Here is a 13,610-nt window from a genome sequence, read left to right on the forward strand (position 1 = left end):
CTAACTTTATACCCTGCCATATGTTTCCAAGTATCATGGACGATATCTTTGTCGCGCGGCTCATGTCGACCGACCCCAAGACGGTCACGCCTGACATGCTCGTCGAGCAGGCGGCGAAGCTGATGATCGATTCCGACGTGGGCTCGGTGCTCGTCGTCGAGGACGACAACCAACTCGCGGGGATTCTCACCCGGACGGACTTCGTCCACATCGTCGCGGGCCAGAAGCCGAAAGACCAGACGCCCATCTTGGCGTACATGTCCGACACGCCGGTCACCATCTCCGCGCAGGCTAGCGTCGCCGACGCCGCCGACCTCATGGTCGAATCCGGCGTCCACCACCTCCCCGTCGTAGACGACGACGCCGGTCTCATCGGCATCGTGACGACGACCGACCTCGCGGCCCACATCGCCGGGCTCGACCGCAGCGTGCCAGCGTAGGCTACAAGCCTCCCTCGCTCTTTTCGTCGTCGTGGACGAACTTCCAGACGGCTCGGCCGACGCACTCCAGGAGTACATCGATACCCACCACGAGTTCCTCTCGTGGCTCGGCGTCACGGTCGAGCAACTCGAACGCGGCTGCGCCGTCATGGCCATCCCGTACGACCGGAAGCTGACGAACGTGCCGTGGACCGGGAGCGAAGACGACACCCACCACCCGATTCAGGGTGGCGTCGCCGCCACGCTCACCGACACCGCCGGCGGGATGGCACTTCGAGGCGAACTCGACAACCCACTCACCGCCGGCATGGCGACGATCAATCTCAACGTCAACTATCTGGAGGCCGCCCGCGGCGACCTCACCGCGACCGCGGAGGTGACTCGTGCGGGAAAGACGGTCGGCGTCAGCGAGATTCTCCTCGAAAGTGAACGCGACGGCGAGACGACGCCCGTCGCGCTCGCGACCGGAGCCTACCGGCTCTTTCGCGCCTAAAGCGACTTCTCGAACCGGACGACCTCATACTCGCCGTCCCGTCGTCGCCCGGTCTCGCGGTAGCCGTGGCTCGGGTAGAATCTCATCGCCTGCTCCTGTCGCGCCGTCGTCTCCAACTCGACGTGCTCGTAGCCCGCCTCGCGGGCGTGGGCTTCCAGCGCTTCGATGATTCGCGAGCCGTACCCCTCGCCCTGTGCATCGGGGGCGACGGCCATCCGGAGCAGTTCGACGCCCGACTCGCGGGGCTTGTATCCGCCCATCGCGACGATACCGTCTCCCGCTTCGAGGACGAACAGTTCGCCACCGTTGTCGCGATAGGATGCGACCGGCGTGTCGAGGTCCTCGTTGCCGGGTACGTCGTCGGGGTCGGAGCCGGCAGACCGGATTGCTGCGCGGTGGAGCGCAATCACCGCCTCGCGGTCGTCCTCCCGAACGGGTCGGATGCTCACGCGAAGGTGACCTCGTCGGTCGTCGTGCGCTCGCCCACCAGCCACTCGACGTGGTCGGTCGCGTACTCGTGGTGTTCTGTCTCGATTGCGCCGATTGCGTCTTCGGCGAGCACGACCCGGTAGTCGCGCAGCCCGGCGCTTGCGGCCGTGTGGAGGACGCAGACGTTCGCGAGCGTCCCGCAGATGAGCAGCGTCTCGATTCCCCGCGCCGAGAGCCAGCCGTCGAGCTCCGTCTCGTGGAACGCGTCGTACGTGTGTTTTTCCACGACGTGATCGCCGTCCTCGACGGGGAGGTCGTCACACAGCTCGGCTCCCCACGAGCCTTCGAGGACGTGTTCACCCCAGCGGTCGAACTCGTCGTAGCTGTGGTTCCCCTCGAACTGGTCCGGCGGGTGCACGTCGCGTGTGTAGACGACGCGCGCGCCGGCGTCGTGGGCTGCGTGTGCGAGGTCGACACACGGCTCGACTACCGTTTCGCTGCCGGGGGCATACAGCGCCCCGTCGGGGTGACAGAAGTCGCGTTGCATGTCGACGACGACGAGCGCCGTCGTTGCTGGGTCGAACGTCGCCATGTCGGATGGACGGCGGCGACGCCGAAAAGTATCACCCCGTGGACACCGCCGTTTTTGAGTATGGGGTCCGAGTATGTGGTATGCGAGCACGTTCGACCGTCTTCCTCGTCGTTCTCGTCGCCCTCGCCGGCTGTAGCGTCGGCTACAGCGGCTCGACCCCGACGCCGACCGACGAAACGACGCCGACCCCCGCACCGGAGACCGCGACGCCGACGCCGTCGCCGAACCAGACCGCCACCGCCGAACCCGCGACCGAGCTCCCCGACCCCGAAACCGACGTGCTCGGGTGGGAGAACGGCTACTGGGCCAACGAGACCATCAGCGTCGACCGCAGCGACGGACTCAGCGAGGCCGAACGCGAGCGCATCGTCGCCCGCGCGATGGCCCGCGTCGAGGTCGTCCGCGAGATGGAGTTCAACTCGACGGTCCCCGTCGAGTTGATGTCTCGCGAGGAGTACCAGGACAGCGAGTACAGCGGCGGCGGCGACCGCTCTGCGGCCTTCACCACCTTCGACAACGCGAAGTTCGAGGCGCTGTTCCTCGTCGGTGAAGACCGCGACTCACTCGCTGTCCAGCAGTCGAATCGCGGCTCCTCGGTCGCCGGCTTCTACACGCCCCGCAACGACCGTATCGTCGTCATCTACGGCGGCGAGACCGCAGATCTCCCCGGTGAGCGCACGCTCGGCCACGAACTTACCCACGCTCTCCAGGACCAGCAGTTCGACCTCACGACGATTACCGCCAGCAGTCGCGAACAGTCCAACGCACAGAACGGTCTCATCGAAGGCGATGCGAGTCTCACCGAGGAACGATACATGGAACGGTGTGGCGAGGAGTGGGAGTGTCTCTCCGCGCCACAGTCCGGATCCGGGTCCGGGAGCAGCGACATCCATCTGGGTATCTACATCATGGACTTCTTCCCGTACGACGACGGCCCGGCATTCGTCGAGTTCTACCAGGAGCGTGGCGACTGGGACCGCATCAACCAGATGTACGACGACCTGCCGGCTTCGACAGAACAGGTCGCCATCCCCGAGAAGTACGCCGTCGACCCCGACCCGCCGACCGACGTGACCCTGCGCGACCAGAACACGAACGGCTGGGAGCGGGTCGACCCGCCGGAGCGAACCCCGACCGCGCGACTCGGTCAGTCGGCGATGACCGCCATGTTCGGGTACACGCTCTATGCAGACACCGGAAACCAGCCCGTCATTCAGCCACAGGAGCTGTTGAACATCAACTCCGAGGGGAACATCGTCCAGCCGCCGTTCAAATACACCGCGCCCCCGGTGCGCGGCTGGGACGGCGACCGCATGCACATCTACCAGAAGGACAACGAGACGGCCTACGTCTGGAAGTCCGTCTGGGATAGCCGACAGGACGCCCAGGAGTTCGCCGACGCCTACGCTGACCTGCTCGCCTACTGGGGCGGCAGCCAGCAGTCTGGCGGTCTCTACACTATCGACAGCGGGGCGTACGCCGACGCCTTCCGCGTCACCGTCGAGGGCGACACCGTCACCATCGTGAACGCGCCGACGACCGGCGACCTGCCGGACGTTCACGAGTAGACTTTTCGCCGGGCCGACCAACCGTTCGGTATGTTCGACATCGTCTCGCCCGACGCCATCGCGAGCGGCCGGGCGACGGACGCCTACTTCCAGCGCACCCGCGAGGCGCTCGACGGCGCAGGCCGCGACCCGCACGTCGTCTGTGAGGTGACCGCAGACCAGTTCCCGTCCGGTGAGTTCGAGATCTTCGCCGGCATTGAGGACGCTGCCAACCTGCTCGCCGGCCGCGACCTCGACGTCTCCGCGCTCCGCGAGGGCCAACTGTTCGACGGGGGGCCGGTGATGCGCATCGAGGGGAACTATCTGGAGTTTGCCGAACTCGAAACGTCGCTGCTCGGCTTCCTCTCGCCCGCGAGCGCGTGGGCGACGGGTGCGAGAGAGATTGCAACCGCCGCCCGCGACCGAACTGCGCTCTCGTTCGGTGCCCGCCACGTCCACCCCTCGACGGCTGCCGCGCTCGAACGCAGCGCTCTCGTCGGCGGGATGGACGGCTTCTCGCACGTCGGCGCGGGCGACGTACTCGACCGGGCGGCCAGCGGGACGATGCCACACGCGCTCGTCATCGCCTTCGGCCGCGGCAACCAGGAACAGGCGTGGCGGGCGTTCGACGAGCACGCCCCCGAGGACGTGCCCCGCATCGCGCTCACCGACACCTACGCCGACGAGACGGAGGAAGCGGTTCGGGCGGCCCGTGCGGTCGAGAACCTCGACGGCGTTCGCCTCGATACCACCGGCTCCCGGCGGGGTGACTTCGAGCACATCGTCCGGGAGGTTCGGTGGAGCCTCGATGATGCCGGATTTGCGGACGTGGAAATATTCGTCTCCGGGGGTATCACCGCTGAGGCGGTCCGACAGCTCCGGCCGTACGTCGACGGCTTCGGCGTCGGCTCGGCCATCTCCGACACTCCACCGACGGATTTCGGACTCGACATCGTCGAACGCGACGGCGAGGGCGCGGCCAAGCGCGGGAAGCTGACGGGCGCGAAATCTGTCTACCGCGTCGGAGACAGCCACGTCGTCCAGCCGGCGGAGGCTCCCGCGCCCGACGACGGCGAATCGCTGCTCGAACCGCTCATCGAGGATGGCGAAATCGTCCGGGAGTTCGATATCGACGACGCAGCCGAGCGGTGTGCACAGGATGCGGAGCGCGTCGGGTTCAGAGCAGAATAGCGTAGACGAGCACCCCTCACGCCAGCATCCGCGAGCGAGGAACGAGCGAGCGGTTCACTGCGGCGAGCAAAGCGAGCCGCAGGACCGAGCCCCGACCAACGGGAGGGGCGACGTGTCTTTTTGCCGCAGATTTTTGCCGACGAGCCGGAGGCTCGTCGTGCAAAAAGGTGCGGCTGAGGGGAGTAAGCCCCCTTCTGTTCGGTCCGGCATTCGGCTGAGCACCCGTCGCGGTCTCCGGGCTACCAATGAACGACGGGCTTGCACCGGCGAGGATTCGCCGTTCCATCGCTCCCACTCCATCGGCGTTTTGCGGGTTAGCTTCCTTCCCTCGCGGGTCGGGTCGCGCGCATCATCACTCCGGAGTGGACGTGTCGTTGCTGTTCCAGTGCCAGCGGTCTCCCGCTCTGGACGTGTGTCCAGTCGCCTGCCCGGTCGGTGGGGGGACTTTCCTCGCCACCGGGGTCCTACTCCCGGTAAGGCGGTGGCCGGACTCCCTCTGCCATCTGCCCATTTGCCCCCACCGACCCTAAACACGTTGGACCGCGCTACCGGTCCAATCGGCGTCGGCTGGGGGACAAGAAATCCGACAACGAAGCGCAGTGGTTCCGCGGCAATCGACTTGAAGAGCCGACGACGGAGCCGGCCTTCTACACGAACTACGGCAGCGCCGTCGACGTGAGCGCGGCCGGCGGAAGCGCCGACCTACAGGCGATTGCGACGAATCCCGACGCCTACAACGACCTCGTCTACTCGACCGTCAACACGGTCGACGCCGACGGGAACGTCGTGTCGGGCTACGGCTGGAAGGCCGGCACCTCGATGGCCGCCCCGCAGGTCGCGGGGGCCGTTGCGCTCGTGCGCTCGCTCGACCCCGACGCCAGGTCGCGGAGGTCGAACAGCTCATCCGCGACACCGCCTCCTCGGAGGATGAAGGCGAACTCTACCACGGTTCGGGCCACCTCGACCTCGAAGCGCTCGTGAAGGCAGCGAGCACGGCCAAGAAGCAGTAAGCCTCGCGGCCAGTCGCTGACTGCTCTTTTCTCAGCGGAGTCGACCCAGCAGTTCGTAGTCGTGGTCGGGCGTGTACCGCCGGAACAGCAGGCTGTTCGACAGCACGGAGACGCTCGAAATCGCCATCGCGCCGGCCGCGAGCACCGGCTGAAGGAGTCCGAGCGAGGCCAGTGGGACCATCGCCGTGTTGTAGCCGAGCGCCCACACCAGATTCTGTTTGATCTTCGCGAGCGTCGCCTCGGAGATGCGGACGGCCTTCACCACGTCGACCGGATCACCGCGCATCAGCGTCACGTCGGCGGCTTCGATGGCCACGTCCGTCCCGCTCCCGAGTGCCGTGCCGACGTAGGCCACTGCGAGTGCCGGCGCGTCGTTCACGCCGTCTCCCACCATCATCGCCCGCTTGCCCTCTGCCTGAATCGCCTCGACGGCGTCGGACTTGTCCTCGGGGAGCACCTCGGCACGGACGTTCTCGGGGTCGATGCCGACCGCCTCGGCGACCGCGCGTGCAGTGCGTTCGTTGTCGCCGGTGAGGAGGGTCACGTCGATACCGCGCTCGCGAAGCTGGCGCACGGCATCTGCCGCGCTTGGCTTCACCGTGTCGGCGTTCGCGACGACGCCGACGACCTCTCCGGCGTGGGCGACCAACATCGCCGTCTTTCCTTCACGCTCCAGTCGCTCCATCGTCTCCAGCGCCGAGTCGGGGTCGATGCCGTTCTCGCGCAGGAGCGTCCGATTCCCGACGAGCACCTCCTCGCCGTCGACGGTCGCGACGACGCCCTGTCCGGGGACGTTCTCGAACGTCTCCGGGTCGGTCACGTCCACCCCTCGGGCCGTCGCGCCGTCGACGATGGCCTGTGCCAGCGGATGTTCGCTCCCGCGCTCGGCACTCGCCGCGAGCCGGAGCACGTCGTCCTCGCCGAGCCGCTCGCGCGCGGTGAGTCGGCCACCGTCGGTCGCCGTTTTCTCTTTCGTGTCGTCGAGTGCGACTACGTCGGTCAGCTCCATCTCCCCGGTCGTGAGCGTCCCCGTCTTGTCGAAGACGACCGTGTCCACGTCCTTCGCGCGTTCGAGCACGTCACCGCCCTTGAACAGGACGCCGTTTTGTGCGCCGAGCGTCGTCCCGACCATCGTTGCGGCGGGTGTTGCCAGCCCGAGCGCACAGGGGCACGCGATGAGAACCGCCGAGGCGAACACGACGACGGCGAACTCGAAGACAGAGACGGTGCCGCCGGCGACCGCCGGTCCGCCCGCGACGAGCCCCCACAGCGGGAGCGCGTCGACGAACCCGGCCAGCGTCTCGGGGAACAGGAACCACACCACGCTCCACAGCAGGGCGTTCGCGATGACCGCCGGGACGAAGTACGCCGAGATGCGGTCGGCGAGGTTCTGGATGTCCGGCTGGCGCGATTGTGCCTCCTTCACCGTCTGGACGATCTGCTGGAGTGCGGTGTCGCTGCCGACCTTCGTCGCTTCGACGACGAGCACGCCGTTCTCGTTGATCGTCGAGCCGACCACCTCATCGCCCGCGGACTTCTCGACGGGGACGGACTCGCCGGTCACCATCGACTCGTCGACGGCGCTTTGTCCCTCTTTCACGACGCCGTCGGTCGGAATCTGCTCGCCGGGACGAATCTTCAGCCGGTCGCCGACCTCGACCTCGTCGAGTGGCACCTCCCGCTCTGTGCCGTCATCCTCCAGCAGGGTCGCGGTGTCGGCTTCCATCTCCAGCAGGGCGCGCAGCGCCTCGCCGGCCTGTCCCTTCGAGCGCGCCTCCAGATAGTTGCCCAGCGTGATGAACACGAGGATGAACGCGGCCGTGTCGAAGTACACCTCGCCGGCCACCACGTTGAGCAGGACCGCGACCGAGTAGATGTACGCGGTCGAGGACCCCAACGCGATGAGCACGTCCATGTTCGCGCGGCGGTTGCGCACGAGCGCCCGATACGCGTTCTCGTAGAACGGCCGGCCGAGCACGATCTGGACGGGCGTCGCGAGTGCGAACGCGACCCACCCTGCCGACACCCCGAACACCTCGTCGCCGACGAGACCCAACCCCAGCAGGTGGTCGGCCATGAACACGAGCAGTGGGAGCGACAACACTGCGCCGAAGAGGGTCAATCGAAGCTGGCGGCGAATCTCGTCCTGTCTCGCTGTCTCTCTGGCATCACCGTCCGACGCCCCGTCGGCTCCCTCGCTCTCTCGGACGGGACTGTAGCCGGCCTGCTCGACGGCATCGTAGAAGGCGTCCATGCTCGCCTCGGCCGGGTTGTACGTCACCTGCGCCTCGTCCGTCGCGTAGTTCACGTCGGCCGCGACGACTCCCGCCGTCGCTTCGAGCGCCTCCTGTACCGTCTCCGAGCAGTTGGCACACGACATGTCGGTGATGGCAACTGTCGTGGACTCGGTCACCGGCGCGTAGCCGGCGTCCTCGATCGCGTCGAATATCTCGCTCAACGAGACGCGCTCGGGGTCGTACGTCACGGATCCTTCGTCGGTGGCGTAGTTGACGTTCGCCTCCGTCACGCCGTCGAGCGAGCCGACCGCCTCGCTGACGGTTTGTGAACAGTTCGCACAGCTCATCCCGCGGATGCTGATGTGGCTCGTCCGTTGGCTCATTGTCTCTATGTACGCACTCCGTACTTACCGGGTTTCCCCTTTCGAACCCTCGCTATCCGTGGCTCGAAACGTACGAATCCAAAGTAACGCTCCCGGGCAAACCGTACGGCGTGACCCTTCGCTCGGGCTGTGGTCTCTGTGGCGTCTCTGATCTTCTCTCTCGCTCGAATTACACCTGTGAACGGTGTGATTTGGATTTGAAAGCTCGAGGGCTCGTGAACTTACAATATCGAACAAGCCGACTGTTTTCTTCCATCCTTGACCTCGGATTGACGCGACGAAACTGAATTTGATATTGCGGTATGTGATTTATAAATTGACCATCGACGGATCCCTACGCGACACAGGGTCTGTCGAAAAACGGTGTGTCGGCTACGCGAGCAGGCGGATTCCGTCGAAGTTGCCGTCGCGCAGCGTCGCAGCGAGGTGTTCGGTATCGATTTCGGGCGTCTCGCCCGGATACTTCCGCTGGAAGTAGCCGAGGACGTTGTCACAGTCGCGTTCGAGAAACTCCTCGGCGTTCTCGTGGTCGGTCGGGACGGCCTGTGGCCAGTCGAACACCGTCACGCCATCGCTGGCGACGAAGACGTTGTACTCGGACATGTCGGCGTGGACGTACCCCTGCCGGTAGGATTCGGCCATCTCGTCGAGAATCAGGTCGAGGACGCCGACGGCCTGTTCCGGGTCGAGTTTCGCCTTCGACAGCTCCACGCCGTCGAGCTTCTCCATCACGAGCGCGTGGCGGCTCTGCCCCACGGGCTGTGGGACCGACACCTCGGGGTAGACCCCGCGCAGCGCCTCGTGTTCTCGTTCGGCCGCCTTCCGTGCGGTGTAGAACCACGAGATGTGGTTGTTGTCGGCCGTGTACTCGCGTTCGCGATTCACCTCGCGGAAGTTCGTGTACCCCTCGCGGTGGAACTTCAGAGCCAGCGGCTTGTACGAACGCGCCTCGTACACGTCCGACTCCTTGCCCACGCCGAGTGGTGCACCGACGCCCTCGATGGTCTCTCGTTCGGAGAAGGTGCGAAGCGCAAGCGCGTCGTACCCCTCGAAAGTGAGCCGAAAGCCGGTGTACTGGATGGTTTTGCGCTCTATGAGTTCGCGCTGTTCACACCGGTCGAGCCGGTACTCCATCTCCTCGCCGTCGAGCCGCGAGAACTCCGCGATCTTCCCGCGTGCGACCCACCGCGAGAACCGCATTCCCTGTTCGAGCCCGGACAGCAGATAGAAGTCCTCCGGCTCTAACTCCGCCATCAGCGGAGCAACGTTCTGGACCATACGGCCTGCTACCCTCCGGAGACGCAAAAGGCACTCGTGGTTGTCTGTACACGGTAAATGGTATACTGCGATATCGAATCGGGGGTTCAGCACGAATGGACGGACTGACGACCCCATGGTCGAGGAAACAGTCTTGTGGGCGGCCGAGCCACGTTCGGTCATGACACTCGAAATGTTCTCACTGGCTGGGTCGGTCGCGGTGGTCACGGGCGGGAGCCGTGGTATCGGCGAGGCAATCGCCGTCGCGATGGCGGACGCCGGTGCGGCCGTCGTCCCGGTCGCCCGCAGCGAGGATGCCCTCGGCACGACCGTCGACCGCATCCACGACGCCGGCGGCGAGGCCGTCGCCTGTGTCGGCGACGTGACCGACGAAGCAGACATCGAGCGCGTATTCGACACGGCGGAACGAGAGTTCGGTCCCGTCGACACGCTCGTCAACAACGCGGGGACGAACCCCTTCTTCGGGGACGCGACTGACCTCGACACCGAGACGTGGGAACACATCATGGACGTGAACGCGACGGGCACCTTCCGGTGTACCCGCGAGTTCGCGACTCGCGTGACCGACCGCGACGGTGAGGGGTCGGTCACCAACATCGGTAGCGTCGGCAGCGTCGTCGGATTACCGTCGCAGGCCCCGTACACGGCCTCGAAGCACGCTATCGCGGGGATGACGAAGACGCTCGCTGCCGATTGGGCCCCCGACGTTCGGGTCAACTGCCTCGCGCCCGGATACGTCATCACGGAGTTCACCGAGGGCGTCCGGGGGAACGACGAGATTCGCGAGGAACTGCTCGACGGGATTCCGGCGAGCAGATTCGCTGAACCCGAGGAGATTGCCGGCACCGCGGTCTATCTGGCGAGCGACGCCGCGGGCTACGTCACCGGCGAGGTCCACGTCGTCGACGGTGGTCTCGCCGCGATCTAATCCACGATTCGGTCGGCGACGGCGTCCATCGCCTCGTCCGCGACGGCGACCCCGTCAGTCAGCGAGAGGAAGCCGTGACACATCGACGGGTAGTGTTGGTGTGTCGTGTCGACTCCGGTGGCGTCGAGCGTCTCGGCGTACGCGACCCCCTCGTCGCGGAGCGGGTCGTGGCCGGCGGTGACGACCGTTGTCGTCGGAAGCCCCGACTGGTCGCCACGGAGCGGCGCGACGTACGGGTTCGCGCGGTCGACCGGTGAGCGGAGATACGCCTCCCAGAAGTGCTCGATTGCGCCCCGCGAGAGCAGCGGTCCCGACTCGTTTTCGGTGTACGAGTCGCGCGTCCGGTCGTCGTCGATCATCGGATACAGCAGAGTCTGACGGTCCGGCGTCGGGATATCGCCGTCGCGACAGAAGCGAGCGACGCCGGTCGCGAGGTTCCCGCCGGCGCTCGTCCCCGCGACGCTCACGCGCGTGCGGTCGCCCCCGAAGGCGTCGACGTTGTCACGCGCCCACGCGTACGCGCTGATGCAGTCGTCAAGGCCCGACGGAAACGGGTGTTCGGGCGCGAGTCGGTAATCGACGGCCAGCACGACGGCCGGCGTCCGGACTGCGATATCTCGGCAGATGTCTTCGACGGAGTCCAGCGAGCCGAGCGCCCACAGGCCGCCGTGATAGAAGACGACCGTCGGAAGTTCGCCGCCGACGGCCGGGCGGACGGCGCGTATCGGGACTGCGCCGTGAGGACCGTCGATTTCGACGTCGCGCGTGTATCTGACCGCCGTGTCTCGGTCGGGGGCGAACACGTCATCCTCCAGTTCGCGCGCGCTCTCGACCGAGAGGGTGTGCCAGTCGGGGACGCCGGTCGCCGCGAATGCGTCGACAATCGTCGCAAGATCGCTGTCTAGCGGTTCGCTCATGCGACAGCGTCGCCCGACACGCCCCTCAAACTTCGGGGTGGAGATGAATTTGATATTGCAGCATATGATTTATTATCGGGTCCGAAAGACCCCTGTAGCTGGGTTTCGATGGGTGTGTATGGAGACGCCATCGGTCGATATCGGCCTCGACGCGCGCCGTGAGACGGCAGCTGCCGCCGACGCCGCCGACCCGCTCGCGTCGTTCCGGGAGCGATTCGACGTACCGGGAACGTACATGGACGGCAACTCGCTCGGTGCGCTGTCGACAGACGCCGAGGCGAGTCTGGACCGCGCCGTCGAGCAGTGGCGCGAGCACGCGGTCGAGGGATGGACTGATGCCCAACCGGACTGGTTCCGCTACGGCGAGCGACTCGGCGGGAAACTTGCCCCGCTCGTCGGCGCGCGCGAACAGGAAGTCGCGGTCTGTGGCTCCACGACGACGAATATCCACACGCTCATCGCGACCTTCTACGACGCCGCAAACGGCGGAAGCGCAGCCAATGCCTCGAATCCCGGGACGATTCTCGTCAACGACCTCGACTTCCCGACCGACCACTACGCCATCCGCGCCCAGCTCCGCCAGCGCGGTCTCGACCCCGACGACCACCTCACGGTCGTCGAATCCGAAGACGGTAAGACGATTATCGCCGCCGCCATCGAGCGTGCGCTCCGCGAGCACGACGTGGACGTGCTCTTCCTCCCGAGCGTCTTCTACCGGTCCGGTCAACTGCTCGATGTCGAACGGCTGACCGACCTTGCACACGAATACGGCGCGTACGCCGGCTTCGATTTAGCCCACTCTGCGGGCGTCGTTCCCCACTCGCTGCACGATCACGGCGTCGACTTCGCCGTCTGGTGTCACTACAAGTATCTGAACGGCGGTCCCGGCGCGATAGCGGGGCTGTTCTGTCACGAGTCGAACGCCGACCTCCACCCTGCCCTCGCTGGCTGGTGGGGTCACGAGAAGCAGACGCAGTTCGAGATGCACCACGAGTTCACCCCCGCTGCGGGAGCTGGCCGCTTCCAGATCGGCACGATACCGATCCTCGCGGCCGCCCCACTCGACGGCGCGCTCGACGTGACGCTCGAGGCTGGTATCGACCGAATTCGCGAGAAATCCGTCGCACTTACCGACTACCTTATCGACCTCGTCGGAACTCTTCCCGACTCGTTCGAGGTCGGGTCGCCCCGCGAGGCTGCTCGCCGCGGGGGCCACGTCGCAATCGAACACTCCGAGGCGTACCGACTCACCGAGGCGCTGAAAGCTCGTGACGTGGTCGTCGACTTCCGCCCGCCGAACGTGATTCGCGTCGCGCCAGCCCCGCTGTACACTGGATTCGGTGACGTGCTCGACGTAATCGAGACGCTCCGCGAGGTCCACGAGACGCGCGCACACGAGCATTTCGACACCCACTCCGGCGGCGTCACCTGATTTCTATCTCACGTCGCGGCTTACCGACCCGCCGCAAGGTTGAATCGCGCACTTCGCGAACCGCCGGCATGGACGTAGAGATACTGCTGTACGACGGCTTCGACGAGCTCGACGCGGTCGGTCCCTACGAGGTGCTGGCGAACGCAGTCGAGTACGCCGACGAAGGAGGGTCGGTTCGCATGGTCACGCTCGAGGACCGCGAGTTCGTCACCGCGAGCCACGGTCTCCGAGTCGGAAGCGACGGCGAACTCGTTGAACCGGACCTGCTGGTCGTTCCTGGCGGCGGCTGGAGCGAGTCCGGGCCGGGCGTGCGCGCAAAGTACGACGACGGCCGAATTCCCGACCGGCTCGCCACGCTCCCCGAGACGACGGACGTCGCCACCGTCTGCACCGGGGCGATGTTGGCGGCGAAGGCCGGACTCTTCCGCGAGAAAGCGACCACCCACGCCGTCGCGCGCGATGACCTCGCCGCCTCGGGGGTGGAGGTCGTGGACGCGCGCGTCGTCGACGACGGTGTCGTCTCTGCCGCGGGCGTCACCTCCGGACTCGACGCCGGCTTCTATCTCGTCGAACGCGCCTTCGGCTCCGAGATTCGCGACCGCGTCGCCCGCGAGATGGAGTACGAACCGCGCGACGACGTACTCGTGGTATAGCCCCGTAACGTCGCTCTCACGGCTCTTTGCTGTCTATTCTGTGTTCGTGGCTCCCACCAGCTATCGGTAAGCGTAAACTG

12 protein-coding genes, 1 other RNA gene and 1 pseudogene are annotated in these 13,610 nt (G+C 66.1%); 8 read left to right on the forward strand and 6 right to left on the reverse strand.

Annotation, left to right across the window (positions count from 1 at the left end; genetic code table 11):
• Nucleotides 1–35: 35 nt before the first annotated feature.
• Together DMP03_RS05000 and DMP03_RS05005 are read left to right on the forward strand one after the other, a co-directional pair.
• Nucleotides 36–440 (forward strand): CBS domain-containing protein, encoded by a 405-nt coding sequence (locus DMP03_RS05000; protein ID WP_152119614.1) that lies wholly within the window; start codon nucleotides 36–38, stop codon nucleotides 438–440.
• A gap of 31 nt (nucleotides 441–471) precedes the next feature.
• Complete coding sequence (locus DMP03_RS05005) at nucleotides 472–933, forward strand: PaaI family thioesterase (protein WP_152119615.1); 462 nt, start codon at nucleotides 472–474, stop codon at nucleotides 931–933.
• Here the strand turns inward: DMP03_RS05005 and DMP03_RS05010 are convergent.
• Both DMP03_RS05010 and DMP03_RS05015 read right to left on the reverse strand, forming a co-directional pair.
• Complete coding sequence (locus DMP03_RS05010) at nucleotides 930–1,382, reverse strand: GNAT family N-acetyltransferase (RefSeq protein ID WP_152119616.1); 453 nt, start codon at nucleotides 1,380–1,382, stop codon at nucleotides 930–932. The two genes, DMP03_RS05005 and DMP03_RS05010, sit on opposite strands and share 4 nt — an antisense overlap.
• A complete protein-coding gene (locus tag DMP03_RS05015) occupies nucleotides 1,379–1,954 on the reverse strand; it encodes a cysteine hydrolase family protein (protein ID WP_152119617.1) in 576 nt (191 codons plus the stop codon). The genes DMP03_RS05010 and DMP03_RS05015 overlap by 4 nt, the downstream gene beginning before the upstream one ends.
• 80 nt (nucleotides 1,955–2,034) lie before the next feature.
• Between DMP03_RS05015 and DMP03_RS05020 the strand changes: the two genes are divergently transcribed.
• Together DMP03_RS05020 and DMP03_RS05025 are read left to right on the forward strand one after the other, a co-directional pair.
• Nucleotides 2,035–3,522, forward strand: coding sequence for an Hvo_1808 family surface protein (locus tag DMP03_RS05020; protein WP_152119618.1), 1,488 nt, complete (start codon nucleotides 2,035–2,037; stop codon nucleotides 3,520–3,522).
• A 30-nt stretch (nucleotides 3,523–3,552) separates the two neighbouring features.
• Nucleotides 3,553–4,692 carry a nicotinate phosphoribosyltransferase gene (locus DMP03_RS05025; protein WP_152119619.1) on the forward strand — a complete coding sequence of 380 codons (1,140 nt, stop codon included), beginning with the start codon at nucleotides 3,553–3,555 and terminating at the stop codon, nucleotides 4,690–4,692.
• 171 nt (nucleotides 4,693–4,863) lie between these two features.
• Here DMP03_RS05025 and rnpB read toward each other — a convergent pair.
• An RNA gene (gene rnpB, locus DMP03_RS05030) (RNase P RNA component) lies at nucleotides 4,864–5,193 on the reverse strand.
• Nucleotides 5,194–5,236: 43 nt separating this feature from the next.
• Here rnpB and DMP03_RS14560 point away from each other — a divergent pair.
• Nucleotides 5,237–5,702, forward strand: a pseudogene (locus DMP03_RS14560) (S8 family serine peptidase); the annotation flags it as partial.
• 31 nt (nucleotides 5,703–5,733) lie between these two features.
• On the opposite strand, the gene DMP03_RS05040 reads toward DMP03_RS14560, so the two are convergent.
• Entirely contained in the window at nucleotides 5,734–8,322 is a 2,589-nt protein-coding gene (locus tag DMP03_RS05040) for a heavy metal translocating P-type ATPase (protein ID WP_152119620.1), read from the reverse strand.
• A 372-nt stretch (nucleotides 8,323–8,694) separates the two neighbouring features.
• On the reverse strand, nucleotides 8,695–9,600 hold the full coding sequence (locus tag DMP03_RS05045) for a serine/threonine-protein kinase RIO2 (protein ID WP_152119621.1): 906 nt from the start codon (nucleotides 9,598–9,600) through the stop codon (nucleotides 8,695–8,697).
• Between the two features lie 160 nt (nucleotides 9,601–9,760).
• Between DMP03_RS05045 and DMP03_RS05050 the strand changes: the two genes are divergently transcribed.
• Nucleotides 9,761–10,528, forward strand: coding sequence for an SDR family NAD(P)-dependent oxidoreductase (locus DMP03_RS05050; protein WP_152119622.1), 768 nt, complete (start codon nucleotides 9,761–9,763; stop codon nucleotides 10,526–10,528).
• On the opposite strand, the gene DMP03_RS05055 is transcribed toward DMP03_RS05050, so the two are convergent.
• Complete coding sequence (locus DMP03_RS05055) at nucleotides 10,525–11,445, reverse strand: alpha/beta hydrolase (protein WP_152119623.1); 921 nt, start codon at nucleotides 11,443–11,445, stop codon at nucleotides 10,525–10,527. The genes DMP03_RS05050 and DMP03_RS05055 overlap by 4 nt on opposite strands.
• A gap of 118 nt (nucleotides 11,446–11,563) precedes the next feature.
• Between DMP03_RS05055 and kynU the strand changes: the two genes are divergently transcribed.
• Together kynU and DMP03_RS05065 are read left to right on the forward strand one after the other, a co-directional pair.
• The gene (gene kynU / locus DMP03_RS05060) at nucleotides 11,564–12,877 is read left to right on the forward strand and encodes a kynureninase (RefSeq protein ID WP_152119624.1); all 1,314 of its coding nucleotides are present in this window, start codon (nucleotides 11,564–11,566) and stop codon (nucleotides 12,875–12,877) included.
• Between the two features lie 68 nt (nucleotides 12,878–12,945).
• Nucleotides 12,946–13,530, forward strand: coding sequence for a DJ-1/PfpI family protein (locus tag DMP03_RS05065; protein WP_152119625.1), 585 nt, complete (start codon nucleotides 12,946–12,948; stop codon nucleotides 13,528–13,530).
• Nucleotides 13,531–13,610: the final 80 nt, after the last annotated feature.

The organism is Halosegnis rubeus (genome assembly GCF_009184545.1).
Classification (GTDB): domain Archaea; phylum Halobacteriota; class Halobacteria; order Halobacteriales; family Haloarculaceae; genus Halosegnis; species Halosegnis rubeus.

What these genes read in the sequence shown, in the direction of transcription:
- DMP03_RS05000 (WP_152119614.1), top strand. Translation starts at nt 36, where the DNA reads ATGGACGATATCTTTGTCGCGCGGCTCATGTCGACCGACCCCAAGACG.
- kynU (WP_152119624.1), top strand. Translation starts at nt 11,564, where the DNA reads ATGGAGACGCCATCGGTCGATATCGGCCTCGACGCGCGCCGTGAGACG.
- DMP03_RS05040 (WP_152119620.1), bottom strand. Translation starts at nt 8,322, where the DNA reads ATGAGCCAACGGACGAGCCACATCAGCATCCGCGGGATGAGCTGTGCG.
- DMP03_RS05050 (WP_152119622.1), top strand. Translation starts at nt 9,761, where the DNA reads ATGACACTCGAAATGTTCTCACTGGCTGGGTCGGTCGCGGTGGTCACG.
- DMP03_RS05045 (WP_152119621.1), bottom strand. Translation starts at nt 9,600, where the DNA reads ATGGTCCAGAACGTTGCTCCGCTGATGGCGGAGTTAGAGCCGGAGGAC.
- DMP03_RS05015 (WP_152119617.1), bottom strand. Translation starts at nt 1,954, where the DNA reads ATGGCGACGTTCGACCCAGCAACGACGGCGCTCGTCGTCGTCGACATG.
- DMP03_RS05055 (WP_152119623.1), bottom strand. Translation starts at nt 11,445, where the DNA reads ATGAGCGAACCGCTAGACAGCGATCTTGCGACGATTGTCGACGCATTC.
- DMP03_RS05020 (WP_152119618.1), top strand. Translation starts at nt 2,035, where the DNA reads ATGCGAGCACGTTCGACCGTCTTCCTCGTCGTTCTCGTCGCCCTCGCC.
- DMP03_RS05065 (WP_152119625.1), top strand. Translation starts at nt 12,946, where the DNA reads ATGGACGTAGAGATACTGCTGTACGACGGCTTCGACGAGCTCGACGCG.
- DMP03_RS05025 (WP_152119619.1), top strand. Translation starts at nt 3,553, where the DNA reads ATGTTCGACATCGTCTCGCCCGACGCCATCGCGAGCGGCCGGGCGACG.